We start from the raw sequence: 24,524 nt of genomic DNA on the forward strand, positions 1-24,524 counted from the left end.
GTCTTGTGGGCCTTGCTGCGCGACGGCCGCGAATTCAGTGCCATCCGCCCGACATCGGTGGCAGCTGCGGCTTGACACAGTCATTGAGAGTCCTTCGGACAGTGGAGGCGGACCGGCGGCGGGCGAGACGAAATCCGCCGCCGTCGCCGAGCCCCCTTCGTTGCGTGGACGCACACAAGACGCCCGTCGAGCCCGGCGCATAACAACCCGCGACAGTGATCTACATCACCGGGAGACCACCGCTGACCCGCCGCGGCTATCCGGAGGTCAGGGCTTCGATGGCTCGGCCGATCAGCATCGTTCCCACGAGCAGCAGCAGCACCATCATCACGGTTCGGTCGTTGGCGACCAGCCAGGTTTTGGTGGCGGCCAGGGGTTGATCGAGCCGCTCGCCCGCGACCAGGTAGGCGACGACCGGCGTGATGCACGAAGCCAGCGCGATCACGAGGAAGATCGCACCGGCGCCCACCGCTCTCGGCGCCGGCAGCCGCGCCTCGGCGATGTCGAGCCCGCCCATGACGGCGGGGACGAGGGTGCTGACGTCGACGACGACGAGCGCCACACCGAGCCCGAAGGCACCCGCCGGAGTCACGCGGTCGACTCGGTCCCACAGTTTCCGCGGCTTCGCCTCGCCGCGACCGCGCTGAAACCCGAACCACGCCGCGACACCGAGCAACCCGATCCCGCCGCAGAGACGTATGAGCGAGGTCGCGGTCGAGGCGTGATGGGGATGCAGATGCCGGCCCGCGGACGCGCCGATCAGCCAGGCCACCGCGGTGACGAGCACCGCGAACCCGCAGATCCGGCCGAGCAGGTATCCGCTGCTCTTCGCCCGCGCCTGCCCCGACACCAACGTCAGCACCGCCACGATCAGCGGCAGCGGACTCACCGCGATCGCGGCGGCCAAGGGCAGGGTCCTTCCGATCACGGTGCCCATCCGCCGTTCCTTTCGGCCGCACGAGCGAATATTTGCCACAGGCTCGCTGTCATTCGGTCACCAGTTCCGAGCCGCGACCGATTTCTGCAATCTACTTGGGGCTATAGGTAATTTCGAGGCACCATACCGAATTGCCGAGGATTCCCCACCTGGAGTTTCGAACCCTGCTCACAACCACACGGTGGACAACCACGCGGCGACGACGGCCAGCGCCAGCAGGACCACATTCAGGCCGATCAGCTTCACCTCGCCGCGGCGCAGATGCAACACGATCGCACCGACCTGCACCAGCGCCAATCCGATGGCGGCGACGAGCGCGAGAACCACGGCGATCCCGGTCAGCGGCGGCAGGATCAGCCCGGCCGCGCCGAGGACCTCGCTCGCGCCGATGCCTCGCACCAGGCCCAGCGGCACGGTGTCGATCCACCCCATCATCGGGCGCAGCCGGTCCTTCGACCGCAGCATCTTGATCCCGCCCGAGTAGAGGTAGAACACCGCCAGCAGCGCGCCGACGATCCAGTACGCGATCTCCACCATGACCTCCGATGACGACGAATGGTAAGCAGCATCATCCGCCGGAATCGGACGGCGTACAAAAGGAACATCGACCGAAGGTCGCGGCGGCAACGCAGGGCTGCCGCTTTTGGTAGGGGGTCTTGCCAAAAATCGATTTCTGGTAGAGGATCTTGCCAGATCTTCGACGAGGAGGACATCGTGACGCCGACCGTTCCGCTCCGGCACCCGAGCTCACCCCGGCCCGTCCCCGGGCCCGGTCTCGGCACGCTCGCCCGGATGCTCGGGCTCGGCGCACCGGGCCCGGCCGAATTTCGCGAGCTGGGCGAGGCACTGACCGTCGGCGACCGGCCGATGGACGAGCTCGTGGACTGGATGTATCGCGAGGGCATGGCCACGACCCGGCCGCTGTTCGACCGCGCCCTGCGGGAGGGCATCGCCGCGGTACCGGATGCCCCGGCGCCCCTGCGCGAATTCTTCGAATACGTCGAAGCGGTACCCGAGTGGGTGGATCGGCGAAAGATCCGCCACGCGGAGCGCGTCTCCTGTCTGGGCGGCCGCGACGGGATCTACGTCGCCCGCGACATGTCGTTCCTGGGCGGATACCTGGCCTCCGGTTTCAACAAGACCCTGCTGCGCACCGGCGCCCTGGAAAAGGGCCCGGCCAAGCGATTCGCCGAGACCACGCAGTGGGCGATGGATGTCACCGCGGCCGGCGGAATGGCGCCGGGCGGCACCGGTTTTCGCTCGACCGTGCACGTCCGGCTGATCCACTCGCTGGTGCGCCGCCACGTGGCCGCCATGCCGGACTGGCGGGCCGAGGAGTGGGGACTGCCGATCAATCAGACCGATATGGCCGCCACACTGGTCGGCGCGCTGATCGCCCCGATGATCGGCGCCATCGGCATGGGCGTCGTGATCACGCCCCGCGACGCGGAGGCCATGGCCCACCTGGCCCGCTACGTCGGCTGGGTGATGGGTGTCGAGGAACGCTTCCTGCCCAACGACTTTCGCGACAGCGTCCGAATTCTCTACCACACGATGACCGCGATCACGAACCCGGACGACACCTCCCGCCAACTCGCGATCCCGATGCGTGACGAACCGCTCGGCTGGCACTACGACCGGCTGCCGGGACTGCGGCGGCGGATCGCCCGGTCCCAGCACCTGTCGATCGCGATGATGTATCTGGGCCCGTCCGCCATGAAACGACTCGGCCTGCCCAGTCGCACCCTTCCCTGGTATCCCGTGCTGCGCATACCCGTCAACCTCGCGCGGTCGGCGCGGGCCCGGCTGATCCCGGGCCAGTTCGAGCGCGTCGTCGCCGAAGGCCGGGCCGCGCAACTGGGCTTCATCCGCACCCTCGCCGGACCCGAGGCGGCTGTGATCGGCGGATCGGCCGAGCACATCACCCCGGCCGCCTGAACCGCCGCGCCCGACCGCGCCGGCTACTCCGCGACATCCGTCCACGTGACCGGAAGTTCGTGCACCCCATAAATATTCATATCGGTCCGCAACCTCACCGCATCGGCCGGGACGGCGAGGGCCAGGGTCGGGAAGCGGCGTAGCAGGCCGGCGAATCCGGCGCGCATTTCGATCCGTGCCAGTTGCTGACCGAGGCACAGGTGCATGCCGTGGCCGAAGGACAGGTGGCCGCGGGCCGTGCGGCGCACGTCGAGAGTGTCGGGGTCGTCGAAGCGGCGCGGGTCTCGGTTGGCGGCCAGCAGCGAGACGACGACGGTCGAGCCCTTGCCGATGGTTTCACCGCCCAGCTCGATGTCGTCGGTGGCGTAGCGGTAGAAGATGTCGGCGACGGAGAGATAGCGCATCAGTTCCTCGACCGCATCGGGAACCAGAGCCGGATCCGCACGTAGTTCGGCCGCCTGCTCCGGATGCTCGAGCAGCGCGAATGTGCCGAGCCCCAACATATTCGCGGTGGTCTCGTGCCCCGCCAGCAGGAGCAGGAAGGCGATGCCGGTCAGCTCCTCGACGGTGAGGTCGTCGTGGCGGGCCAGGTCGGACAGAATGTCCTCACCCGGTTCGGCGCGCTTGCGGACGACCAGTTCGGCCAGATAGGACGTCAGCGCGCCGTAGGCCGCCATCTTCTCCTCGAGCGCCTGGTCCTTGACGAGGAACTTGGCCGAGTTGACCTGGAAGGTGTCGCGGTCCTCGTAGGGAACGCCGAGCAGTTCGCAGATCACCAGCGAGGGCACCGGCAGCGCGAACTCCGCCACCAGGTCGACAGGCGGGGTCAGCCGGGCCATCACCTCCAGTTGCCGCTCGACGACGTCCACGATGTGGTCTTCGAGCTGCTTCATCCGTTTGACGGTGAAGGCGCCGACGAGCTTGCGCCGCAACCGGGTATGGTCCGGCGCGTCCATCGCGATGAAGACGCCGGGGATCTGCGGCGACGGCTCGGTGGCGACCGGCATGCCCGGAATCTCGTACGGCACATGCAGAACGCCGATGTCCTGGCGCGAACTGAAGCGCGGGTCGGCCAGCAGGCTGCGCACCTCGTCGTATCCGGTGACCAGCCAGCCCTCGTGCCCGTCGGGGAAGATCATCGGACCGACGGGATGAGCATCACGCAAGTGGGTGATCTCGCGGGGCGGATCGAAGGGGCCCGCATCGCGTTCCATGGGCAGGCCGTGCGGGACGGGAACCGTTCGGGTCATGGCGTTTTCCTCTCGGGAGACGGATCGGCGGATATCGAGGGGAACTAGGCGGCGGACGCGTGCTGGATGACGACGTTGCCGAGGGCGCTGCGCGCATACACCCGCACGGTGTGCTCGTCGTCCTGCGCACCGTCGACCGGCCCCAGCTGGTTGTGCACGGCGCCGCTCGCGACCGTGGTCTCCAGCCGCGCCGCGCTACCCGGACGGATGCCGACCTCCAGATCGCCCACCGAGGTCTCCAGCCGCAACACACCGCGAGTGGCCTCGCCGATCCGGATATTGCCCTGGGCGGTCTTCGCGGTGACCGAACCGAGCGGACGCTCGACGACGATGTCCCCGGCCGACACCTCCAGCACGCAGTCGCCGAGTTCGCCGGCGCCGAGGATTCGGCCCACACCGGCGGTGCCCCGGAAACCGGAACCGGTCGGCACCTCGACTGTCACCTCGATCGACGGGTTGCCGCCGAAGGGGGTGTAGGTTCGCCAGTCCTTCGGCGTCGTCACGGTCAGGGCGCCGTCGGCGAAATCGACCCGCGTCTGCTCGGCGGCGCGCACGTCGGCCTTCTTGGCCGCGTCGGCGGGACGGACCGCGACGACGGTGTCGGTGCGGTCGGAGGCGATGACAGTGACGGTGCCGGACAGCACCTCGACGGCGACGGCGATCGGTTCCGGGGTCTGGAAGGTAGGCATGGTGTTCTCCTGTGCTCTGCTGGAAATCGGGCGGCGGGATCGGGGGATCCGGCCGGTGAACCGGTCCGCGGCGCGGATCGCTGTGCTGTTCACGAGAACTACTGTCGCCAACCCGGCTGATACCGGGCTGATGCCGGGCTGACATGCCCGCTGACATACTGTTTCCGCTGGTCACGCGGGTCGATTCCGGTCTCTCCGGTGTTCTTGTCAGCCGTGGACCGGGCGATCTCACGCGGGTCGGCCGACCACGGCAGAATGATCCGGGTGCGAATCGGGATGCTTGGAACGCTCGACATCCGGGCAGATGACGGTGCAGTGATCGAGGTACCGGGCGCCCGATTGCGAGCGCTGTTGATCGCCCTCGCACTCGAACCCGGCCGCGCGGTCCCCAAAGCGACGCTGGTCGACTGGATCTGGGGTGAGCAACCGCCCGCCGACGCGGCGAATGCGTTGCAGGCGTTGGTTTCCCGGCTCCGGCGGGTGCTGCCGGACGGTTCGCTCGACGGTCAGGCGGGCGGCTACCGGCTGGCGGTGGATCCGAACGCGGTCGACGCGTTGCGGTTCGAACGGCTCCTCGATCAGGCTCGTGGCGGCGACGTCGTCCGCCAGACGCACCTGCTGCGCGAGGCCCTTGCGCTGTGGCGCGGGGCGCCGATGCAGGACATCGATGTGCGCGACAGTGCGGCGGTCGAGGCGGTGGTCACCCGCTTCGAGGGGCTGCAGCTGGCAGCGCTGGAAGACCTGTACGAAGCGGAGATTCGCCTCGGGCGCGGACCGGAACTGGTCGCCGAACTCACAGAGTTGGTGGCCCGGCATCCGGTCCGGGAACGACTGGTCGCCGCGTTGATGCGGGCCCTGGCCGCGGCGGGCCGCGGCGCCGAGGCCCTGCTCGTCTACCAGCGGGCCCGCGAAGCACTCGCCGACACCCTGGGTGTGGATCCCGCACCGGAACTGTCCGATCTGCACGTGGCCCTGCTGCGCGGCGAAGCGGGACCGCGAGACAGCGAACGCAAAACCAACCTGCGGGCCGAATTGACCAGCTACGTCGGCACATACACCGACGTCGCCGCCGTGCGCGAACTCATCGCGCACCACCGGCTCACCACCTTGACCGGTCCGGGCGGCTCGGGGAAGACCAGGCTGGCGCTGGAAACCGCACGCACCCTGCTCGACGATCTGCCGGACGGGGCCTGGCTGGTGGAACTGGCGTCCGTCGGCGCCGGCGGTGACGTGGCGCAATCGGCGCTGGCCGCATTCGGGCTACGCGACGCACTGCTCGGCGGCACACCGGATGCGGAACCGGTCGACCGGCTCGTCGCGGCGATCCGCGACCGCGAGACGCTGCTGATCCTGGACAACTGTGAGCACGTGATCGACGCCGCGGCGGCCTTCGCCCACCGGGTGCTCGGAGAATGCCGGGGCCTGCGGATTCTCGCCACGAGCCGCGAACCGCTCGGCATCACGGGCGAGGCGCTGTGGCAGGTGGCGCCGCTGGCGCTGCCGGCCGAAGACGCGGAGCCGGCCGAGATCGAATCCTCCCCCGCCGTGCAGTTGTTGCGTGATCGGGCCGGCGCGGTCCGGACCGATCTGGAGATGACGAACCCCGCCACCCTGTCGACCATCGCGCGCGTCTGCCGCGCCCTCGACGGCATACCGCTGGCCATCGAGCTGGCCGCGGCCCGGCTGCGCACCATGTCCCTGGACCAGCTCGCCGACCGCCTCGACGATCGGTTCCGCCTGCTCACCGGCGGCAGCCGCACCGCCATCCCGCAGCACCGCACGTTGCGCGCGGTGGTCGATTGGAGCTGGGAACTGCTCACCAACGCGGAGCGGACGGTGCTGCGCAGGCTGGCGGTTTTCGCGGGCGGCGCGAGTCTCGAAGCGGCCGAGCAGATCTGCGCGGACATCTCCGACGAGCCGGGCGAAGTCGAGCAGTGGGAGGTGCTCGACTTGCTGACGGCACTGACCGAGAAGTCGCTGCTGCTCAACACGGCCGACAGCGAACCCCGCTACCGGATGCTCGAAACGATCAGACAGTACGCATACGACCGCCTGGTCGCGGCCGATGAATCGGAACGCATACGCCGGCAACATCTTTCGTACTTCACGACCCTCGCCGACACCGCGGAGCCGCATCTGCGCCGCGCCGAGCAGCTGGAGTGGCTCGCCAGGCTCGAAACCGAACACGACAATATCGCGGCCGCCCTGCGCGGCGCGCTCGCCGACGACGACGCGGCGGGCGCGCTGCGGCTCGCGGCGTCCGCCGGCTGGTATTGGTGGCTGGGCGGGCACAAAGCCGAAGGGATGGAACTGATTACCGCCGCGGCGCGAATCGGCGGGCACGAAGGCGGCAGCGACGCGTCACCACGCAGTGCCCTCGAGAGTGCCGCCGATACAACCGCGCGAATCGGCGGGCACGAAGGCGCCGCGGCGGAGACCGGCGAGGACGAATTCCGGGCCAGGGTCTACGGCCTGATCGTGCATTTCATGAGCTCCGGGCCGAACGACGAGCACCAGGTCGCCGAATGGGTCCACAAGGCCTACCACCTCGGACGGAACAGCGAATCCGACTATCCCCTCCTGGCATTCATCGGCGCCCTGCAACGCATGTTGCGCGGCGGAGACGAGTTCCTGACCGCCTTCGAACCGTTGCTCACCCACGACGACCCGTGGGTGCGTGCGCTGTCCCGGTTACAGGTGGGTAAGGCGCGGATCGCCCTCGGCTTCCCCGGCCGGGAGGCGGACGAGCATCTCGAGACGGCACTGGCCGAATTCCGCACGCTCGGCGAGCGCTGGGGAATGTCGTTCGCCCTGACCGAGCTCGCGAACAGGATCGCCATGCGCGGCGAATTCGCCACCGCCTGCGCACATCTCGACGAGGCCATCGCGGTCGTCACCGAGGTCGGCGCCATCGAGGACGTCTTCCTGATCCGGGCGCGCCAGGCTCAATTGTATTGGCTGCTGGGCGATGCGGAGGCGAGCGCCGACGCCATGACCGAGGCGCAGCGGTACGCGGACCGGTCCGCCTGGCCGAACGCTCTGGCCGAATTCGCCTTCACCAAGGCAGAACTGGCCCGCTGGCAAGGCGATACGGAACAGGCCCGCCGGCAGATCGAGATCGCGGCATCCATGCAGGGCGGCGACACCGACCGAAACTACGTCGAAGCCTTGACGAACCATCAACTGGGTTGTCTCACAACAGATTTGGACGTCGCACGCCCACTGCACGCCGCCGCGTTGCGAGCCGCGACCGGTGCCGGCTACGCACCGCTCACCGCCTTGATACTGGTGGGGATCGCGGATCTGGCGTCACGGGCCGGACAGGACGAACAGGCGGTCCGGTTACTGGCGGCCAGTGCCGCGGTTCGCGGACTGGTCGACCGGTCCCAGCCGGATGTGGAGCGGATCGAGCAGACAGCACGACGTCGCCTCGGTGACCAGCGGTTCACCGAGGCGACGACGGAAGGGACACAAGCGAATTGGGAGGAACTGGCGGCGGCTACGCTCGCTTGTTGAACGTGGCACGCGACCAGAAGAATCCGACCACGGCGAATCCGGCGCACCAGGCGAGCGCGGCGGCGGTGTAGCCGCCGGACGGGTGTCCTTCGAGAAATCCGCGCAGCGATTCGATGATCGGCGTGAACGGCTGGTACTGCGCGAACTGCCGGATGCCCTGGCCCATCTTGTCGGCCGGCACGATCGCGCTGCTCACGAAGGGCAGCATGATCAGCGGCACCACGCTCATACCGGCGGATTCCGGCGTCTTCGCAGCCATTCCCAGTGCGACGGTGAGCCACGACGCCGCGAACGAGGTCGCGACCATGATGCCGATGGCGGCCAGCCAGTCCGTCGCACTGGCCGGCGGGCGGAAGCCGAGCGCGAAGGCCACACCGATGACGGCCGCGATGGCCACCAGGTTGGTCAGCATGGTCGCCGCCACGTGACCGATGAGGATGGCGCTGCGGGAGACGTCCATGACCTTGAACCGGTTGATGATGCCCTTCGCCATGTCGGAGCTCACCGACACCGCGGTGCCGGACAGGCCGTAGCTGATGGCCAGCAGGATCAAACCCGGTGTGGCGTAATCGATGTAGTGGCCGCCGACATCGAGGGCATTGCCGAAGACGTAGACGAAGATCAGCATCATCACGACCGGCATCAGTGCCGCGTTGAAGATGGTGACGGGAGTGCGGGCGATGTGGGTGAAGTTGCGGCCCAACATCATCGACGCATCGGACAGGGGTGCGGGCAGGGTGATCGTGCTCATCGCGGGGAAACCTCCGTGGTCGCGTGACCGGTCAGGGAAAGGAAAACGTCGTCGAGATCGGGGGTGTGGACGGTGACCTCCTCGGCCTCGACCGAGGATTCGGCGAGCCGATCCAGCAGGTGGCGTAGCGATTTCGTGCCGCCGTTGCCGGGCACGCGCAGGGTCAGTGCGCTGTCGTCGCGGGTGGCGCCGGGCAGGCTGTGCGCCGCCGCGTCCAGTTCGTCGGGTTGTGCGAACCGGAGCTGGATGTGGCTGCCGGGCACCAGGCGCTTGAGGTCATCGGGGGTGCCTTCGGCGACGAGACGGCCCTGGTCGAGTACCGCGATCCGGTCGGCCAGCTGATCGGCCTCCTCGAGATACTGGGTGGTGAGGAAGATCGTCACACCCTCGGATGTCAACTCCCGCACGATGTCCCACATGGTGCGCCGGCTGCGCGGATCCAGGCCGGTCGTCGGCTCGTCGAGGAAGACGATCTGCGGTTTGGTGACCAGCGTCATCGCCAGATCCAGCTTCCGGCGCATACCGCCGGAGTAGGTCGCCGCCCGCTTACCCGCGGACTCCACCAGATCGAACCGCTCCAGCAGTTCGGCAACCACCCGCTTGCCGGCATCCCCGCGCAGGCGATGCAGCCCCGCCATCAGCCGCAGGTTCTCCTCCCCCGTCAGCAGATCGTCGACCGCCGCGAACTGCCCGGTCACCCCGATCGCCGCCCGGACGGCCTTGCCCTCGGTGGCCAGGTCGTGTCCCGCGATCCGAGCCGTTCCCCCGTCGGCCTTCGCCAACGTGGTCAACACGTTCACGGTCGTCGTCTTCCCGGCCCCGTTGGGGCCGAGCAGCGAGAAGATCGTCCCGGCCTCGATGGTCAGGTCGATCCCGTCGAGGATCGTCTTGTCCCCGTATGCCTTCCGCAACCCGGAGGCGGCAATTGCTGTGCTGTTCATGGGGACAACTGTGCGGTGGCCGGCTGATACGCCCCTGACGTCGGCCTGACACGATCGCTGATATGGAGTTTGCGCTGGTCACCACATCACATTGTGAGGACCATGCGGTAGCGGGCGCGGCCCTGCTCCATATCGGCGTAGGCCTGCGCCGCCTGCTCGAGCGGTAGTTCCTGAATGCGCGCGCGGACACCCGATTGCACCGCGAACTCCATCGTTTCCTCGACATCGCGTGCGGTGCCGGACGGATGGCCGATGACGCGCAGGCCGGGGACGATCAGCTGCATCGGGCTGATAGGCAGCGGATCGGCCGTGACGCCGATGGTGATCAGTTCACCGCGCGGCTGCAGCCCGCCGACCGTATCGGCCATGGCGGCGGAATTGCCCGCCGTCGCGAGGACGACCGCCGCGCCCCCGAGTTCCCGCAATGCCTCGCCGACCTCGACCGCGGTCGAGTCGATGTAGTGGTGGGCGCCCAGCGCGCGGGCGTCCTCGGCCTTGCCCGCACCGCGCGCTATCGCGATCGTTTCGAAGCCCATCGCACGCGCGAATTGAACGCCCAGGTGCCCGAGTCCGCCGATGCCGAGGATCGCGACGCGGTCGCCGGGCCGTGCCCTGCTCTCACGCAGGGCGTGGAAGGTGGTGACGCCGGCACACCCCATCGGCGCGGCCTCACTGAACGACAGCTCGTCGGGGATGCGGGCCGGGGCGTTGGCCGGGACCGTCACCGACTCGGCATATCCGCCGGGGTAGTGCCAACTGGGAACCCGCAGCTTCACGCAATGAATGAAATCTCCCTGCCGGCAGGGAATGCATTCGGCGCAGTGTCCGCCGAACCAGCCCACCGCGACGCGGTCGCCGAGCGCGTAGTTGTCCACACCGTCGCCGAGTTCGGCGATGGTGCCCGCGATCTCGTGTCCCAGGGTGAGCGGCCAGGACATGCCGGGAAATCCGCCACCGGCGAACGCCCGATCCGTGCCGCAGACACCACACGCCGAGACCCGGATCCGCACATGGTCGCGGGGCGGCGCAGTGGTGTCGACCTCCACCACTTTCAACGCGTCACCGGCGGATCGGATGTGCACAGCCTGATGAGTGGACATCGGGAATCATCCTCACTTTCCTCGAAACGGTGATCAACGACAACGGCGCTCATCGGCCAGTATCGCTGTTCACAACCGGTGGTTGCTCCACCGTTCGGGGTGAATCCGACGTCTTCCGGTTGTGTGTCCGCCGTCAGCCGATGTCCTCGGCCGCGCCGACGACGGTGCCCTCCGGACCGCGGAGGAAGCTGTGTTCGTACTGCTCCCCCGCGCCCGGCCTCCCGTGGGAATTATCGGTCGAAGAAGAGCGAACTCTCTGGGTTTCACCCTCAATTCGTTGGGTACGCGAAGCTTCCTGCAGTGGGAGATCCAAACCATCGGACCTGAGTAGGCTACGCGAATTCGAAAATACGAATTTTGTCCAATAAAACCGCTGCGAGCTGGGCAGATACTCCATTTGCGCACCGACGTGACACCGTCGTCATAGCGGCAGACTCGAATATTGGACGCATGACCGAATTACCCGCTCCGACGATCTGCAACGCATTTGATGTGATCCGAATCATTTTCACGAAACGCTGCTAACAGGTCGCGGAACCGGCTCGATAAACGCCATACAACTGAAAATCGTGTCGGAAAGAAATCATGTATCGACAACGACAGGAGAAGTCCTATGGACCTGTCCACCGCATTCAACCTCTTTCTCAGCTTGCTCGGCATCAACCTCGGCGCGGGCGGCCAACTCGGCGCCGGCACCGGGTCGTCCTGAGCGTCCTCGATCGAGCGAGGCCGGGCAGGGAGCCACTCGCCCCTGCCCGGCCCGTTCTTTCCGGCTGAACGGTGCGAGTGATACGACCTCTATCCACCTGCCGCTCGGGTGAATCGGCCCGCGAGCGCCCTCAGGTGTTCCACCAGTTCGGGGGGAGATTCGACCTCGAATTCCACATCGAGCATGCCGACCACCAGGGCCACCAAAGCGTAGGAGTCCGAACCCATTTCGAGTCGGCAGGTGTGCTCGTCGATGGGTGTGACGAGACCTTCGATGCGGCCGGCGAGCCGCTCGGCCGGGACATGGACGCGCATGACCGACCGGTACGGCCACATCGCGAAGCCCATGGTGCGGCGCAAGTAGGCGACCACATCGCCGTCGGGCGACGGCCGGTGCGCGAAGCGCGGGCCGTTGGGCGTCCGCAGCGACATGCGGTCGACGCGGAAGGTACGCCAGTCGGCCCGGTCGCAGTCCCAGCCGACGAGATACCACCGATGGCTCCAATGCGCGATGCGGTGCGGCTCGACGCTGCGCCGAGAGTCGTCGCCGGTGTGGCTGCGATAGTCGAAGCGCAGCGTCTCGGCGGCGCGGATGGCGGCGGATATGGCGGTGAGCTGATCGGCGTCGACGGCGGGACCGGGATCGTAGCGAGGCGGCATCGCGACCACCGCGCCACGCAGTGTGTCGACGCGGTGGCGCAACCGGGCCGGAAGTACCTGCTCCATCTTGGTGAGCGCACGCAGCGAGGTCTCCTCGATGCCGGCGACAGTGCCGGTGGTGTTGGTCTGCAGTCCGATCGTGACGGCGACCGCCTCGTCGTCGTCGAGGAGCAGCGGCGGCAGTGACGCACCCGCGCCGAGTCGGTATCCGCCGACCGGTCCCAGCACGCCGTGCACCGGATATCCCAACTCGCGCAGCCGATCCACGTCGCGACGGATGGTGCGGGTGGTGACGTCGAGTCGTTCGGCCAGTTCCGTTCCGGTCCAGTCGCGATGTGTCTGCAACAGCGACAGCAGCCGCAACAGCCGCGCCGGCGTGGTCTCGGGCATGAATCGATCATCTCGCATGTGTAGGACCGTTTCCGTCCTATACGGGACGGATGCTCTTCTCATGACCGATACGACGATCACCCCGTTCCGCATCGATATCCCGCAGGAAGACCTGGACGAACTGAATTTCCGGCTCGCCCGCACCCGGTGGACCGATGCCCTGCCCGGTGTCGGCTGGTCCTACGGCGTCGATCGCGACTACCTGATCGATCTGGCCGAGTACTGGCGCACCGGCTACGACTGGCGCGAACACGAGGCGAGGTTGAACAAGGTCCCGCAGTTCGTCACCGAAATCGACGGCGAGACAGTGCATTTCATGCATGTCCGCTCCCCCGAGCCCGACGCGACGCCGCTGATCGTCACGCACGGCTGGCCCAGCACGCCCGCCGACTTCCTCGACATCCTCGGACCGCTGACCGATCCGCGCGCATACGGCGGGGATCCGTCCGACGCATTTCACGTGGTGGCGCCGTCGGTACCGGGATTCGGATTCTCCGGCCCCACCCACGAAACCGGTTGGGACGTACCGCGAGTCGCACGCGCCTGGGCAACGCTGATGGAACGACTCGGCTACGAACGCTACGGCGCCCAGGGCGGCGACTACGGCAGTCTCATCTCCCCGGCCCTGGGGCGGGTCGCACCGGACAAGGTGATCGGTGTGCATGTGAACGCGCTGGCCGACGCCGCGACCGCGAGCGGCTCCGGCCGGGAACTCGCCGACCTGTCGGAGGCGGATCGCGCGAAGGCGATCGCGAACCAGATGTGGTGGTACGGACACAACGGCTACGCGACCCAGATGGCCTTGCGGCCCCAGACCATCGCCTACGCCCTCAACGACTCACCCGTCGGCCAGCTCGCCTGGAATCTCGAATGGTTCGTCGATTGGGATCCGACTGCCACCGACCAATCGCCGATCGACCGCGACATGATCCTGACCGACGTCTCGACCTACTGGCTCACCGGCACCGCGGGCTCCGCGGCCCGGATCTACCGGGAGTCCGGGGCGTCGTGGGGCAGTAAACCCGAGCCCTCGGGCGTGCCCACCGGGGTCGCGAACTTCCGGGGCGATCGGGCCGTGCGGGGCCTGGCGGAGGCGGCCAACACGGTCGTGCGCTGGAAGGAATACCCCGTGGGCGGCCACTTCGCTTCGCTCCAGGCGCCGGCGGAGCTCGTCACCGATATTCGCGAATTCTTCCGTTCGGTCGCCGGCTGAACCCACCGGGGACGATTCCGCGGCGGCACGTAATCGCTTATCCCGCAGCGGAATCGGCCCCTGGCGCGACCGCCCACGCTCCCTCGATCATCGCGAAGATCTCGTCCACCGCGGCATCCGGATCGGCCGACTCGCGGGCCAGAGAGTAGGCGTCGATCACGAATCGCGCGATCGTCCGGCAGGCCGTCGGCGTGCGGGCCAGTTCGGGGTCCGCAGCGATGGCCGTGGCCAGCGACTCGGCGTGCCGCAGCCGCATCGATACCTCGTACTGCCGCAGGGCCGGCGATTCGTCGATCATGCGCCAGATCGGGTCGGCTCCCGCTGCCGTGCAATGTCGCACCAGCGCGAGGATCTCGCGACGCAGCGCGGGCACGAGCGGCTCATCCGCCGCCCGCTCGGCCACCGCCCGCGTCAGGCGCTGTTCGAAGTCGTCGTCGCGCTCGAATACCAGCGCTTCCTTCGAGGGAAAGTGGGAAAAGAGCGTGGTCACGGCCACGTCGGCTTCCGCCGCGACATCCCGGATGCGAGCTACGGTGCAGACAAAGGAGACCATGACTTCCAGGCACGATGGAGACACCTGGGATCCGGCGACGGGCGTCGGTTCGACGGCCACCATGGCGGCGGCGGCCCGGGCGATTGCGACTCGCGCGGATCCGGAGCTCATCGACGATCCGTTCGCCGCACCGCTCGTCCGGGCGGTCGGCATCGACCTGCTCACCCGGCTCGCGACCGGCGAGACGCCGCCCGGCGACTTGGTCGAACAGGTATGGATCGACATCGCCAAGATACGCACCAGGTTCTACGACGAGTTCTTCCTCGATGCGACGAGAGCGGGCATCACGCAGGCCGTGATTCTGGCTTCGGGGTTGGACTCGCGTGGGTATCGCCTGCCGTGGCCGAGCGGGACCGTCGTATACGAGGTCGACCAGCCGCAGGTCATCGAATTCAAGACCCGCACCCTCGCGGAGCTGGGCGCCACACCCACCGCCGACCGGCGCGCGGTCGGCGTCGACCTGCGCGACGATTGGCCCACCGTCCTGCGCACCGCCGGATTCGACCCGGCCCGGCCGACCGCGTGGAGCGCCGAGGGACTGCTGGGTTACCTGCCGCCCGAAGCACAGGATCGGCTGCTCGACACCATCACCGAACTCAGCGCACCGGGAAGCCGGATGGCCACGCAACGAGGCAGCCCACTATCTGACCGCCCGCGGCTGGGCCCTCACCGCAACCACCATCCGAGACTCGTTGGCCGCCGACAACCTTCAGCCTCTGCGGGACGACGCCATGCACATGGGCGACACGCTCTACGTCAGCGGCGTCCTCGAGTAGCGAAACCCGTGTATCCAGCCGACCGCGATGTCGAATTCTCGCCAGCACGGTAAGGCGGCGAACACCAAGATCGTGGGCATGACGGCGGATGTGATGACCACCTTGCGAGCGTTCTATGCGGCCGAAGCGGCCTATCTCACGGAGGGGGCCGCGTTCGGGGAGATGGCTCGGCATCTGGCGTCCGATGTCGTCATGCACCAGGCCTCAAGCCTGCCCTACGGGGGCGAATGGCGCGGACACGACGGCTTCCGGCAGTTCATCGCCGCAATGGGCGACAGCTGGGACGGACTATGGTTCGACGACCAGCAGTTCCTCAGCGACGGCGACCGGGTCGTCGTCTACAGCCGGGGGCGCTTGCGGGCGCGCCGCACCGGACGCGAACTCGAAACCTCACTGCTGCAATGGATCAGCTTTCGAGACGGCCTCATCACCGAGTTTCGGCCGTACTATCACGACACCTCGGCGGTCCTGGCGGTGCTGGACGAGCAGGCGTAGACCGCTCGTAGTTACCACGATTCGATCAGCGGGACATCGTGTTCCTGCCGCTGCCATTCCTCGGTGAGGCGGCCGAGTCGCTGCCGGGCGGCGATACCGCGCACGCCCGCGATCTTGTCGTCGCGGACCTCCAGAATCAGCACACCCACGACGCGATCGTCGAGCGTGGCGATCATGGCCGGACAGGCGTTGACCACAGCGGCATGGATGGCGGGCGAGCCGCCGGCGAGTTTGCGCTTCGCCGGAGTCGGTTTGAAGCCGGCCCGCACCGCACTGGCGATCCGCTGCGGCGTCGCGTACCGGATGAGTTTCGCGGCCCAACCCAGCCCGGCGCCGTCGGAGATGCCGGTCGCGTCATCGGTCAGCAGTGCCACCAGCTGTTCGGTCCGCCCCGAGGAGGCGGCGGCGACGAATGCCTCGACGATTCGGCGCGCAGTTGCCCGGTCGGTTTCGGTGGTCGTGCCGGCGGCGGCGATGCGACGTCGCGCCCGGTGCAGATATTGCTGACTCGCGGATTCGGTGATGTCGAGGATTTCGGCCGTCTCGGCGTGGCTGTACGAAAAGGCTTCGCGCAGTACGTAAACGGCGCGTTCGATCGGCGACAGTCGCTCCATGAGCATGAGCACCGCCAGGGTCACCGATTCGCGCTGCTCGACGGTATCGGCCGGGCCGAGCATCGGGTCGCCGTCGAGCAAGGGTTCGGGCATCCAGGCGCCGACCGCGCGTTCGCGCCGCGTTGTCGCCGAACGGAGGCGGTCGAGCGCCAGATTGGTGACGACCTTGGTCAGCCACGCCTCGGGCACTTCGACGTACCCTCGGTCGGCGGCCTGCCACCGCAGGAACGCGTCCTGCACCGTGTCCTCGGCGTCGGCGGCCGAGCCGAGCAGACGGTAGGCCAGCGAGGCCAGCCGATTCCGACTGGCCTCGAAACTCGCCACGGTGGCGGTATCCATGAGCACGACTCTAGGCGGCGACCACCGGCGCCGAGTTCTCTCGGTTACCGGCCCAGCGGTACTTGTGACTCGGCTTCCCGAAGGTCGGGTGGCTCAGGCTCCAAGCGGCGGTGTCGAGAATTTTCGACTTGACGACCGCGGCCGGCCGGCCACACAGCGCCCACGACTTCGCGTGCGCGTCGCCGTCGACCAGCTGGAAGATCCCGTCCCTGCGACCGAGGCTGATGTGGTTGCCGACATACGACAGTGAGGTCGTCGGTATCTTGCGTCCGGTCCGGTCGCCGATGATCGCCGCGGTCGCCTGCATGCCGGTGAATCCGGCCGAAGCACAGGACATCGGCAACGGGCGGCCGTTCTCGCCGATGACGAAGACGCTGTCCCCGGCGACGTAGACGTCCGGATGCGAGAGCGACCGCATCTGACGGTCGACGGTGATCTGACCGTTGGCGACCACCTCGAGACCGCTGGCGGCGGCGATCGGGTGGACGGCGAAGCCCGCGGCCCACACCGTCGCGTCGGAGGTGAAAACGGTGCCGTCGGTCGCGACCGCGGCGTCCTTCTCGACGCGCCCGATCGTGGTGTGCTCGTGAACCGTGATGCCGAATCGGTCGAAGGCACGTAGCAGATGACCGCGACCCTTCGCGCCCAGCCAGCCGCCCAATTCACCACTGGTGACGAGGCCGACTCGAAGTCCCGGCCGTGATTCGGCCAGTTCGGTGGCGGCCTCGATCGCGGTCAGATTACCGCCGACGACCAGCACTTTCCCTTCGTCGCCCAGCTCGTCGAGGCGGGCGCGCAGACGCAGGGCCGCCGGACGCGCGGTCACGTGGAAGGCATGCTCGTGGACGCCGGGAACCCCTTGATCGGCGGCGGTGCTGCCGAGCGCGTAGAGCAGTGTGTCGTATTCGAGCCGGTCGATGCCGGCATCGTCGGCGACGGTGACGGTCCGGGCCTCGACGTCCACGGCGGTCACCCGTGCCACGAGCAACCGGATGCCCGTACCCGCGAATATTTCGGCCAGCGGCCGATGGCGCAGTTCCTGCCCGGCGGCGAGCTGATGCAGCCGCAACCGCTCGACGAAATCGGGTTCGGCATTGACGACGGTGATGTCGAAGTCGTCGGCGTGCAGTTGGCGGGCCAGGTATCCGGCGCAGAAGGTTCCGGCATATCCGGCCCCGAGAACGACGATGCGGTGCTTCATGATTCGCTCCTGTCTGGTTCGCGTGCTGCCTGAACGAGACAGAGCGCGAATTCCTGACAGGACCAGACAGTGATCTGCGTCACTCTCCGTCATCGCCGTGCGCCGGCATTTCACAGCGGCCTTCGAAGTGGTCTCTTCGCGTGGCGAACTGGAGGCCGAGCACCGCCCGCAGCCGCCTCGGCGGTAGGCGGCTACGGCGCGATCGTTGGTCAGTCCTTGCTCGCCGGCTCAACGGTCTTGCTGTCCCCGGCCGTCCGTTCCGCACGCTGCGCTTTGAGGTCGGCCTGCCACTTCTGGAAATCGGCCCGCATCGCATCGATCTGGCGTTCCAGGGCGTCCTGAGTGTCCGACCACCAACTCTGCGCGGCCTTCCGCAGGTCCGCGGCGGTCTTCTCGAACTCGTTTCCCTCGTTCTGAAGGGTCTCGCTCAGCTCCTCCCGCCGAGCCTGCAACGCGGTGCGACTCCGTTCCCGCGCGTCAGCGGACGACTCTTCGAACTGCTTCACCCGAGCGGCGAGATCCGTCAGCGATTCCGACAACGGCTTCATTTTCCTTGTCCTTTCGGATCGGTTCGACCCTCGACCGGGCCACCATTCGTCACTGTCGAGCGTGACGTCCCCGCCCGGCCCAACCAAGGGCAGAATGTCATCTGATATCCCGCACTCGATACCGCTTCCGGTCCGGCCTGCATGCCGAAGCGCCCTCTCGGCGGCGAGCGCATGCTCCGGGCAGCACCGGGTATGCGCGAGGCAAGAACAGTCGTCCGACGAGGAGAATCCGATGTCAGGAGTTGTGTCCCACCTGGGACAGCGAATATCGGCAGCGGCACATTCGGCGTGGGCCATGGTCCACCACCCCCGCCGTGAACCGAACACCGATCTCGCCGCCGAACACCACTCGACCACGAGCGACCCCACCGGCGGCAAACAGGCCGGCGAGCCCGAATCCTCGCCCCGAGGGCTCGGAGGCATGGACTTCTAGCGCCGCCGGCCCTCGGGGAATGCCACCTCGGGCCACCGAACCGTGGGCGGCTCCGTTGTCAGCGACGCCAAAAAATATGGTGGGTCACGCCGCTCGGACTCGGGACCCGCTCCAAGTGAAAGCGGTCCGTGAGTTCGTCCGGACCGCTCCACAATTTTTCGCCGCTTCCGAGTTCGACCGGCGCAACGGCGATGTGCATCTGGTCGATGAGATCCGCCTCGAGGAAATCGCGGATGGTGGAGACACCGCCGCCGATACGCACATCCGAGCCGTTCGCGGCTTCGAAAGCCCTTTCCAGGGCCTCTTTCGGCGACGCATCGAGAAAATGAAATGTGGTGTCCCCCAGCGTAATAGAAGGCCGCGGGTAGTGGGTGAGGACGAATACCGGCGTGCGGAAGGGCGGCTCGTCGCCCCACCAGCCCTGCCAGTCGAGATTCTCCCACGGCCCGCGTTGGGGACCGAACTTGTTGCGCCCCATGATCTCCGCGCCGATGTTGTTGCGATAGTCGCGAGTGAAGTAGTCGTCGAGGCCATACGTTCCACCCGGTTCGGTGCGAGTGGGCCAGTGCGCGGTCGGGCCGCACCAAGCGAACAACGCGCTCGGATCGGCGTGCCCGAAGGGCCGCTCCAGACTCTGACCTTCCCCGGCACCGTAACCGTCGCTGGAGAGATTGAAGTTCTGGACACGAACCAATTGAGACATCGAACCTCTTCCGCTTGCACTTTGCAATCGGTTTCAAAGTACCGATACTGCTCTCGAGTCGCAACCGGTTTCGGTATCGAGCAGAATCGTGCAGTGACCAGGAGGGTGAGCGCGCCTCGCGCACAGGCACATTCGAAACTGACCGCGCTGCGCGCGGCGTTGACCAAGGAATCCCGCGCGGCATTCAGCCGCCGGGCGGGACGAATACGGCTGTTCCCCGCAGTCACCGCAGCGCTGCTCGCCGGACTGGCTGTGGCCTTCGCAGCCTACGGATTCCTCCGCTGGCTCACCCCCGTCGATGAAACCAAGCAAGCCGCCGAAATCGATATCACTCGTGTCGCATTGACCGTTGTCGCCGGTGTCGGCGGCGTGGTCGCCCTGGTCATCGCCTACCGGCGTCAACGCGATCTGGAACAGAGCCGGTTTGTCGAACGCTTCGGCGCCGCAGCCGCCCAACTCGGCGCGACGGATGTCGCGGTCCGAATCGCCGGGGTCTACGCGATGGCCGGTGTCGCCGACGAATCCGACGGCCTGCGCCGCCAGCAATGCATCGACGTGCTGTGCGGGTACCTCCGCTTGCCCTACAGCCCGGAGCTCGGCGCCAACCACCAGAGCAAACTGGTCGTCAAACAGCACCGCGCGACGGCGGACAACACCCGCGCCGACGACCGGGAACACCACCACGAATATCGACACAATGACCGAGAAGTCCGCGCAACCATCCTCCGCGTCATTACCGACCACCTTCGGCCCAAGGCCGCATACAGCTGGTCGACAGTCGATTTCGACTTTCGCACGGCCTATCTCGAGAACGTCGACTTCAGCCGTGCACAGTTTCTGGGTTCTGCGCGGTTCGGCGGCGCGACCTTCTCCGGCGACGCCTGGTTCGGTAGCGCTACCTTCGCCGCCAACGCCGAGTTCGACGATGTAACCTTCTCCGGCAATGCGTGGTTCGACAGCGTAACCTTCTCCGGCAACGCCCGATTCGGCAACGCAACCTTCTCCCGCGACGCCCGGTTCGACGGCGCGACCCTGTCCGGCGACGCCCGATTCGACGACGCGACCTTCGCCGACAACGCCTCGTTCGCCGGCGCGAACTTCTCCGCCGGCGCCCGGTTCGGCGGCGCCACCTTCACCGGCGACGCGGGATTCGGCGAGACGACCTTTTCCGGCAACGCCCGGTTCGACGGCGCGACCTTCACCGGCAACGCCCACTTCGACGGCGCCACCTTCACCGGCAACGCCCGGTTCCGCAGCGTAACCTTCTCCGGCAACGCCCGATTCGACGGCGCGACCTTTTCCGGTAATGCCCGGTTCGGCGACGCGACCTTCGTCGGCGACGCCGGATTCGGCGAAGCCACCTTCGCCGGCAATACAGGATTCGACAGCGCGACTTTTTCCGGTGACGCCGAGTTCGGCGAGGCGACCTTCTCCGGCAGCGCCGAGTTCGGTGACGCAACCTTCGCCGGCAACGCGAGGTTCGGCGGCGCCACCTTCGCAAGCGACGCAGGATTCGGCGGCGCCACCTTCACCGGAAACACTCGATTCGACCGAGTGAATTTCGCCGGCAATACATGGTTCGGCAGCGCGACTTTCGCCGGCGAGGCCCGGTTCGACCGTGTGACCTTCGCCGGCAACGCCCGGTTCGATGAGGCAGACTTCGGCAGCGGCACCATCTCGTTCGACGAACCGAGACAGTGGGGACCTCCGACACCTACATTCGACTGGAGCCAGGACCACAGTCGGAAGCCCGTTAATATCGAACCGCAGGATTGGCCGCCCACTGTGGCGGCACCAACTCTCTCGGCAGGCTAAGCAAGCCGCCACCAGCAACAATAGATGGGTCTCACACACCATCGACGACGCCGGGCGGCCGACGTCCGTCTCGCGTGACCTGCTGCGCGTCAGTCCGGCAGCCAGTGCAGCTCGTGTGCCAGTGTTTTGGCGACGGTGCGGACGCGGCGGTGTAGTGGTGACTGCACGCGCGGGAGGACCAGGTGGATCGTCAAGGTGGGCGCGCCCAGCAGCGGTCGCCACGTGAGACCGGCCGGTTGTGTCGTGACCGCTACTTCACCGGCCGGAGCGAGGGTGAGGCCGTCGCGTAGGTCGCGCTGAGAGATGTCGAAAGAGACTGCGGGCGTGAGGAATCGGGGGCTGGGCCGGGTGTCGCGGAACAGTGCGGCGAGCTGATCGTGGATCACGGGGTTGGCCGCACGGTCGGGAAGTCGCAGCGGATACGCGGCCGCATCGGCGATCTCGATCTCCGGATGTTCGGCCAGCGGATGATGCTGCGCCAATTGGACCCCGACGCGCTCGCGCCGCAGCAGGAAGCGGCGCACGCCACGCCCCGGCTGTTCACCGCGAGTGATCCCCGCATCGATGCGGCCGTCGGCGACCGCTGGGGAGATCTCCGGTGTCGCCATCGGGACCGCGCCGACGTCGAGTCCCGGGCTGCTGCGAATGAGCTTGTCCACCAGGGCCGGTGCCGTCTCGGCTCCCGTGCTGAGGCTGTATCCGATGCGCAGCGTGCCGAGTTCACCGGCCCCCGCATTCCGGGCGGTGTCCCATGCCCGGTCCAGCGCCGCCAGCGCGGGCGGCGCGGACTCCGCCAAAGCCGCACCGGCCGTGGTCAATACGACGCTACGCGTGTTTCGAACCAGCAGGCTCGTACCGAGTTCCGCCTCCAATCGGCGCATCCGGGCACTGAGTGCGGGCTGCGCGATACCGATCCGTGCGGCCGCGCGGGTGAAGTTCAACTCCTGCGCCAGCACCAGAAAGTACCGCAGGCTCACCGTATCCGGCGCCACATACCCTCCCTGCCGATTGATAACGATCCGTTCTGAGTCTATCCCGTCTCGGTCTTTCCCTCGACCATGCATCAGGCCATAACCTGCGCATATGACGATTCAACCGACCGCGGTACCGGACACCGCACTCACACACGCCGGGGTGCAGTCATGCACAAGTTGGTAGTCCTGTATCCCGAGCCCGCCGACCCCGACCACTTCCGCGACTACTACGTGACCAACCACCTTCCACTGGTCATGAAAATGCCCGGCCTGCTTGCCTGGCGCTACAGCTTCGACGTGGCGGCCCCGAACGGAGATTCGCCGTATTTCGCGGTCTTCGAAGCCGACTTCGCCGACGCCGACGCCGTGGCCGCGGCACGGGCATCACAGCCCGGCCGGCGGGCGGCCGCCGATGTCGTCAACTACGCCACCGGCGGTGCGGTCGTCATCGACTATCCGGTGCAGGACGGCACCAGCTGAGGCAGGACCGCGCTCCGGGACGCGTTCGGCCGAGCGTTGCGGCCTCGGGGCTCGACTCGCGTTCCGAAGCCGAATAACCTCTGCACGCAACCCACCGATCCGACCGATGCCGGCAGCGATCAAGACCGCCCCTCTGGCCGCATCACCCAGCTGGCCGTAGTGGACCCGAGTGCGCACTCATGCCGATTATCAAGTGGTTGCCGAACGAACGTTGGTACCGTGCGGGTGATATCCCGGCGATCGTCGAGGTGGACCGCGACACGGGCACGACGCCGTCCACCCTCGGCTGCGCACTCGGCGGTAGATCGGGGAGGAGTGCGCGCATATGTCGATGGTGCGACGGTTCTGGATCGAATTCGACGTGCGGGACTGCCCTGCCCCATGGTTCGGAAAAGCTATCGGTGTGACCGGATTCGACGTGCGGGACTGTTTGTCGATGGCGGCAGATCTGGTGACCGACGGACCGTTGCCACCCGTGCGTCGGGTCACGGTCGACATCTCACTGGCCGCGCCGCTGCCGCTGAATCCTCGCCATCTCGGAGTCCCGGTGTGGCGCGGCGTGTGGTACCCGCCGGTGAACCTCGGAACCGGACCGATCCGCGCCATCGACAGCAGAGGCGTATCCGGCGACTACCCGATATCAGTTCCGCCATCACGCCGCCGAACGCGGACCGAAGAGCCCCTGCGCTCCATGTGGTGGGACGAAATCCCGCATTTCGATGCCCTGTGGTGGCCGCTGATGGACGTTCACCGCGACGGCGGAATGCGATATCACGCCCCGCAGGTGCGTGATATGTGCGTCAGGGATCCGACCTACGGGGTGCTGGTGCGCGAAGCCCTGGACTACATGATCGTGCGACGCCCGACACCGCAGGAATGGTTCGACCCGACCGGAATCAGGTTCGCCGACGAGCGGGAACTAGGCGAGTATCTGCGAGCCTTCCGCGACTACGTGGCCGGAATCCGCCCGGAGCCGATCTACCTTCCCGCTGGCGAACAGCTTTCACGCGACGCGCAACCATGACCTCCCGACGACGAGTGAAACCCCTTGGGACACGTCCTGCGATAGCCGCTGGGCACGCGCCTGAACAATACGGACGCGCCGCAACTCGAAACATCCGGTAATGGCTCCCCTTTATGTCAAGAGGCGGTTGGTAGTTCGGCGTTAGGCTGTGGGGTGGTAGGTCCGGGTTGTGGCTTGTCCGAAGGGTCGGTGTGCGGGGTTGGGCCGGTCGCGCTGGATTCGATAGTCGTTCCCGAATGCCCTCCCGGGCTTGCCGTATCGCGGCCCCGCTGGTCAGCGAGCATGCGGTTGTAGACCACGTTCGACAAGCGGCGTTTGAGTGCCCGCATCGATTCCATGGATGTCTTCCCGGCGGCTCGTTTGCCGTCGTAGTAGACCTGGCCTGTCCCCGATTGTGCGACCACTCGGCTTTTGAGTCCGGTGTCGATCGGTTTCAGTCGATGCCGCAGGCCACTGGGTGGTGGGTGTGGCTGCAG

Annotated in this window: 23 protein-coding genes; 9 read left to right on the forward strand and 14 right to left on the reverse strand. The window is 67.2% G+C overall.

What is annotated here, in order from left to right; all coding sequences use genetic code 11:
- Nucleotides 1-256: 256 nt before the first annotated feature.
- Together IG65_RS0132365 and IG65_RS0132370 are read right to left on the reverse strand one after the other, a co-directional pair.
- The gene (locus tag IG65_RS0132365; RefSeq protein WP_030518749.1) at nt 257-937 is read right to left on the reverse strand and encodes a GAP family protein; all 681 of its coding nucleotides are present in this window, start codon (nt 935-937) and stop codon (nt 257-259) included.
- A 168-nt stretch (nt 938-1,105) separates the two neighbouring features.
- The gene (locus IG65_RS0132370) at nt 1,106-1,474 is read right to left on the reverse strand and encodes a DoxX family protein (RefSeq protein WP_197039999.1); all 369 of its coding nucleotides are present in this window, start codon (nt 1,472-1,474) and stop codon (nt 1,106-1,108) included.
- A 177-nt stretch (nt 1,475-1,651) separates the two neighbouring features.
- Between IG65_RS0132370 and IG65_RS0132375 the strand changes: the two genes are divergently transcribed.
- On the forward strand, nt 1,652-2,875 hold the full coding sequence (locus tag IG65_RS0132375) for an oxygenase MpaB family protein (RefSeq protein ID WP_030518751.1): 1,224 nt from the start codon (nt 1,652-1,654) through the stop codon (nt 2,873-2,875).
- A gap of 23 nt (nt 2,876-2,898) precedes the next feature.
- Here IG65_RS0132375 and IG65_RS0132380 read toward each other — a convergent pair whose 3' ends face one another.
- Nucleotides 2,899-4,125, reverse strand: coding sequence for a cytochrome P450 (locus IG65_RS0132380; RefSeq protein ID WP_030518752.1), 1,227 nt, complete (start codon nt 4,123-4,125; stop codon nt 2,899-2,901).
- Nucleotides 4,126-4,169: 44 nt separating this feature from the next.
- Nucleotides 4,170-4,814: a hypothetical protein gene (locus tag IG65_RS0132385; protein WP_030518753.1), complete on the reverse strand. Its 645-nt coding sequence runs from the start codon at nt 4,812-4,814 to the stop codon at nt 4,170-4,172.
- A gap of 255 nt (nt 4,815-5,069) precedes the next feature.
- Here IG65_RS0132385 and IG65_RS0132395 point away from each other — a divergent pair, with 255 nt between their 5' ends.
- Entirely contained in the window at nt 5,070-8,330 is a 3,261-nt protein-coding gene (locus tag IG65_RS0132395; RefSeq protein WP_197040001.1) for a BTAD domain-containing putative transcriptional regulator, read from the forward strand.
- On the opposite strand, the gene IG65_RS0132400 is transcribed toward IG65_RS0132395, so the two are convergent.
- The 4 genes from IG65_RS0132400 to IG65_RS0132420 all read right to left on the reverse strand — a co-directional run bounded on the left by IG65_RS0132400 (nt 8,314) and on the right by IG65_RS0132420 (nt 12,880).
- Nucleotides 8,314-9,081 carry an ABC transporter permease gene (locus IG65_RS0132400; RefSeq protein WP_030518755.1) on the reverse strand — a complete coding sequence of 256 codons (768 nt, stop codon included), beginning with the start codon at nt 9,079-9,081 and terminating at the stop codon, nt 8,314-8,316. The two genes, IG65_RS0132395 and IG65_RS0132400, sit on opposite strands and share 17 nt — an antisense overlap.
- Complete coding sequence (locus IG65_RS0132405; protein WP_030518756.1) at nt 9,078-10,022, reverse strand: daunorubicin resistance protein DrrA family ABC transporter ATP-binding protein; 945 nt, start codon at nt 10,020-10,022, stop codon at nt 9,078-9,080. Before IG65_RS0132405 ends, IG65_RS0132400 begins: the two co-directional genes overlap by 4 nt.
- An 86-nt stretch (nt 10,023-10,108) precedes the next feature.
- The gene (locus IG65_RS0132410) at nt 10,109-11,122 is read right to left on the reverse strand and encodes an alcohol dehydrogenase catalytic domain-containing protein (RefSeq protein WP_030518757.1); all 1,014 of its coding nucleotides are present in this window, start codon (nt 11,120-11,122) and stop codon (nt 10,109-10,111) included.
- A gap of 798 nt (nt 11,123-11,920) precedes the next feature.
- Nucleotides 11,921-12,880 carry a YafY family protein gene (locus IG65_RS0132420; RefSeq protein WP_030518758.1) on the reverse strand — a complete coding sequence of 320 codons (960 nt, stop codon included), beginning with the start codon at nt 12,878-12,880 and terminating at the stop codon, nt 11,921-11,923.
- A gap of 61 nt (nt 12,881-12,941) precedes the next feature.
- Between IG65_RS0132420 and IG65_RS0132425 the strand changes: the two genes are divergently transcribed.
- Nucleotides 12,942-14,093, forward strand: coding sequence for an epoxide hydrolase family protein (locus tag IG65_RS0132425; protein ID WP_030518759.1), 1,152 nt, complete (start codon nt 12,942-12,944; stop codon nt 14,091-14,093).
- Nucleotides 14,094-14,130: 37 nt separating this feature from the next.
- On the opposite strand, the gene IG65_RS0132430 is transcribed toward IG65_RS0132425, so the two are convergent.
- The gene (locus IG65_RS0132430; RefSeq protein WP_369801635.1) at nt 14,131-14,757 is read right to left on the reverse strand and encodes a TetR/AcrR family transcriptional regulator; all 627 of its coding nucleotides are present in this window, start codon (nt 14,755-14,757) and stop codon (nt 14,131-14,133) included.
- On the opposite strand from IG65_RS0132430, the gene IG65_RS35395 reads away from it, so the two are divergent.
- Both IG65_RS35395 and IG65_RS0132440 read left to right on the forward strand, forming a co-directional pair.
- Complete coding sequence (locus IG65_RS35395; RefSeq protein WP_231509580.1) at nt 14,645-15,475, forward strand: class I SAM-dependent methyltransferase; 831 nt, start codon at nt 14,645-14,647, stop codon at nt 15,473-15,475. The two genes, IG65_RS0132430 and IG65_RS35395, sit on opposite strands and share 113 nt — an antisense overlap.
- Complete coding sequence (locus IG65_RS0132440; RefSeq protein WP_197040000.1) at nt 15,450-15,917, forward strand: nuclear transport factor 2 family protein; 468 nt, start codon at nt 15,450-15,452, stop codon at nt 15,915-15,917. The genes IG65_RS35395 and IG65_RS0132440 overlap by 26 nt, the downstream gene beginning before the upstream one ends.
- An 11-nt stretch (nt 15,918-15,928) precedes the next feature.
- On the opposite strand, the gene IG65_RS0132445 is transcribed toward IG65_RS0132440, so the two are convergent.
- The 3 genes from IG65_RS0132445 to IG65_RS0132455 form a co-directional block, all read right to left on the reverse strand.
- Nucleotides 15,929-16,870 carry a sigma-70 family RNA polymerase sigma factor gene (locus IG65_RS0132445; RefSeq protein ID WP_030518762.1) on the reverse strand — a complete coding sequence of 314 codons (942 nt, stop codon included), beginning with the start codon at nt 16,868-16,870 and terminating at the stop codon, nt 15,929-15,931.
- Between the two features lie 10 nt (nt 16,871-16,880).
- Nucleotides 16,881-18,071 carry an NAD(P)/FAD-dependent oxidoreductase gene (locus tag IG65_RS0132450; RefSeq protein WP_030518763.1) on the reverse strand — a complete coding sequence of 397 codons (1,191 nt, stop codon included), beginning with the start codon at nt 18,069-18,071 and terminating at the stop codon, nt 16,881-16,883.
- A gap of 209 nt (nt 18,072-18,280) precedes the next feature.
- Nucleotides 18,281-18,610 (reverse strand): hypothetical protein, encoded by a 330-nt coding sequence (locus IG65_RS0132455; RefSeq protein WP_156055896.1) that lies wholly within the window; start codon nt 18,608-18,610, stop codon nt 18,281-18,283.
- Nucleotides 18,611-18,851: 241 nt separating this feature from the next.
- Between IG65_RS0132455 and IG65_RS38205 the strand changes: the two genes are divergently transcribed.
- Entirely contained in the window at nt 18,852-19,052 is a 201-nt protein-coding gene (locus IG65_RS38205) for a hypothetical protein (protein WP_156055897.1), read from the forward strand.
- Between the two features lie 58 nt (nt 19,053-19,110).
- On the opposite strand, the gene IG65_RS0132465 is transcribed toward IG65_RS38205, so the two are convergent.
- On the reverse strand, nt 19,111-19,755 hold the full coding sequence (locus IG65_RS0132465) for a dihydrofolate reductase family protein (protein WP_030518765.1): 645 nt from the start codon (nt 19,753-19,755) through the stop codon (nt 19,111-19,113).
- A gap of 93 nt (nt 19,756-19,848) precedes the next feature.
- On the opposite strand from IG65_RS0132465, the gene IG65_RS36305 reads away from it, so the two are divergent.
- Nucleotides 19,849-21,570 (forward strand): pentapeptide repeat-containing protein, encoded by a 1,722-nt coding sequence (locus IG65_RS36305; protein WP_156055898.1) that lies wholly within the window; start codon nt 19,849-19,851, stop codon nt 21,568-21,570.
- An 89-nt stretch (nt 21,571-21,659) separates the two neighbouring features.
- Here IG65_RS36305 and IG65_RS0132475 read toward each other — a convergent pair whose 3' ends face one another.
- On the reverse strand, nt 21,660-22,562 hold the full coding sequence (locus tag IG65_RS0132475) for a LysR family transcriptional regulator (protein WP_030518767.1): 903 nt from the start codon (nt 22,560-22,562) through the stop codon (nt 21,660-21,662).
- A 150-nt stretch (nt 22,563-22,712) separates the two neighbouring features.
- On the opposite strand from IG65_RS0132475, the gene IG65_RS0132480 reads away from it, so the two are divergent.
- Both IG65_RS0132480 and IG65_RS0132485 read left to right on the forward strand, forming a co-directional pair.
- Entirely contained in the window at nt 22,713-23,024 is a 312-nt protein-coding gene (locus tag IG65_RS0132480) for an EthD family reductase (RefSeq protein WP_030518768.1), read from the forward strand.
- A 325-nt stretch (nt 23,025-23,349) separates the two neighbouring features.
- Entirely contained in the window at nt 23,350-24,048 is a 699-nt protein-coding gene (locus IG65_RS0132485; protein ID WP_030518769.1) for a hypothetical protein, read from the forward strand.
- The last annotated feature ends 476 nt before the right edge of the window (nt 24,049-24,524 follow it).

It is taken from the genome of Nocardia sp. NRRL WC-3656 (assembly GCF_000720265.1).
Lineage (GTDB): Bacteria > Actinomycetota > Actinomycetes > Mycobacteriales > Mycobacteriaceae > Nocardia > Nocardia nova.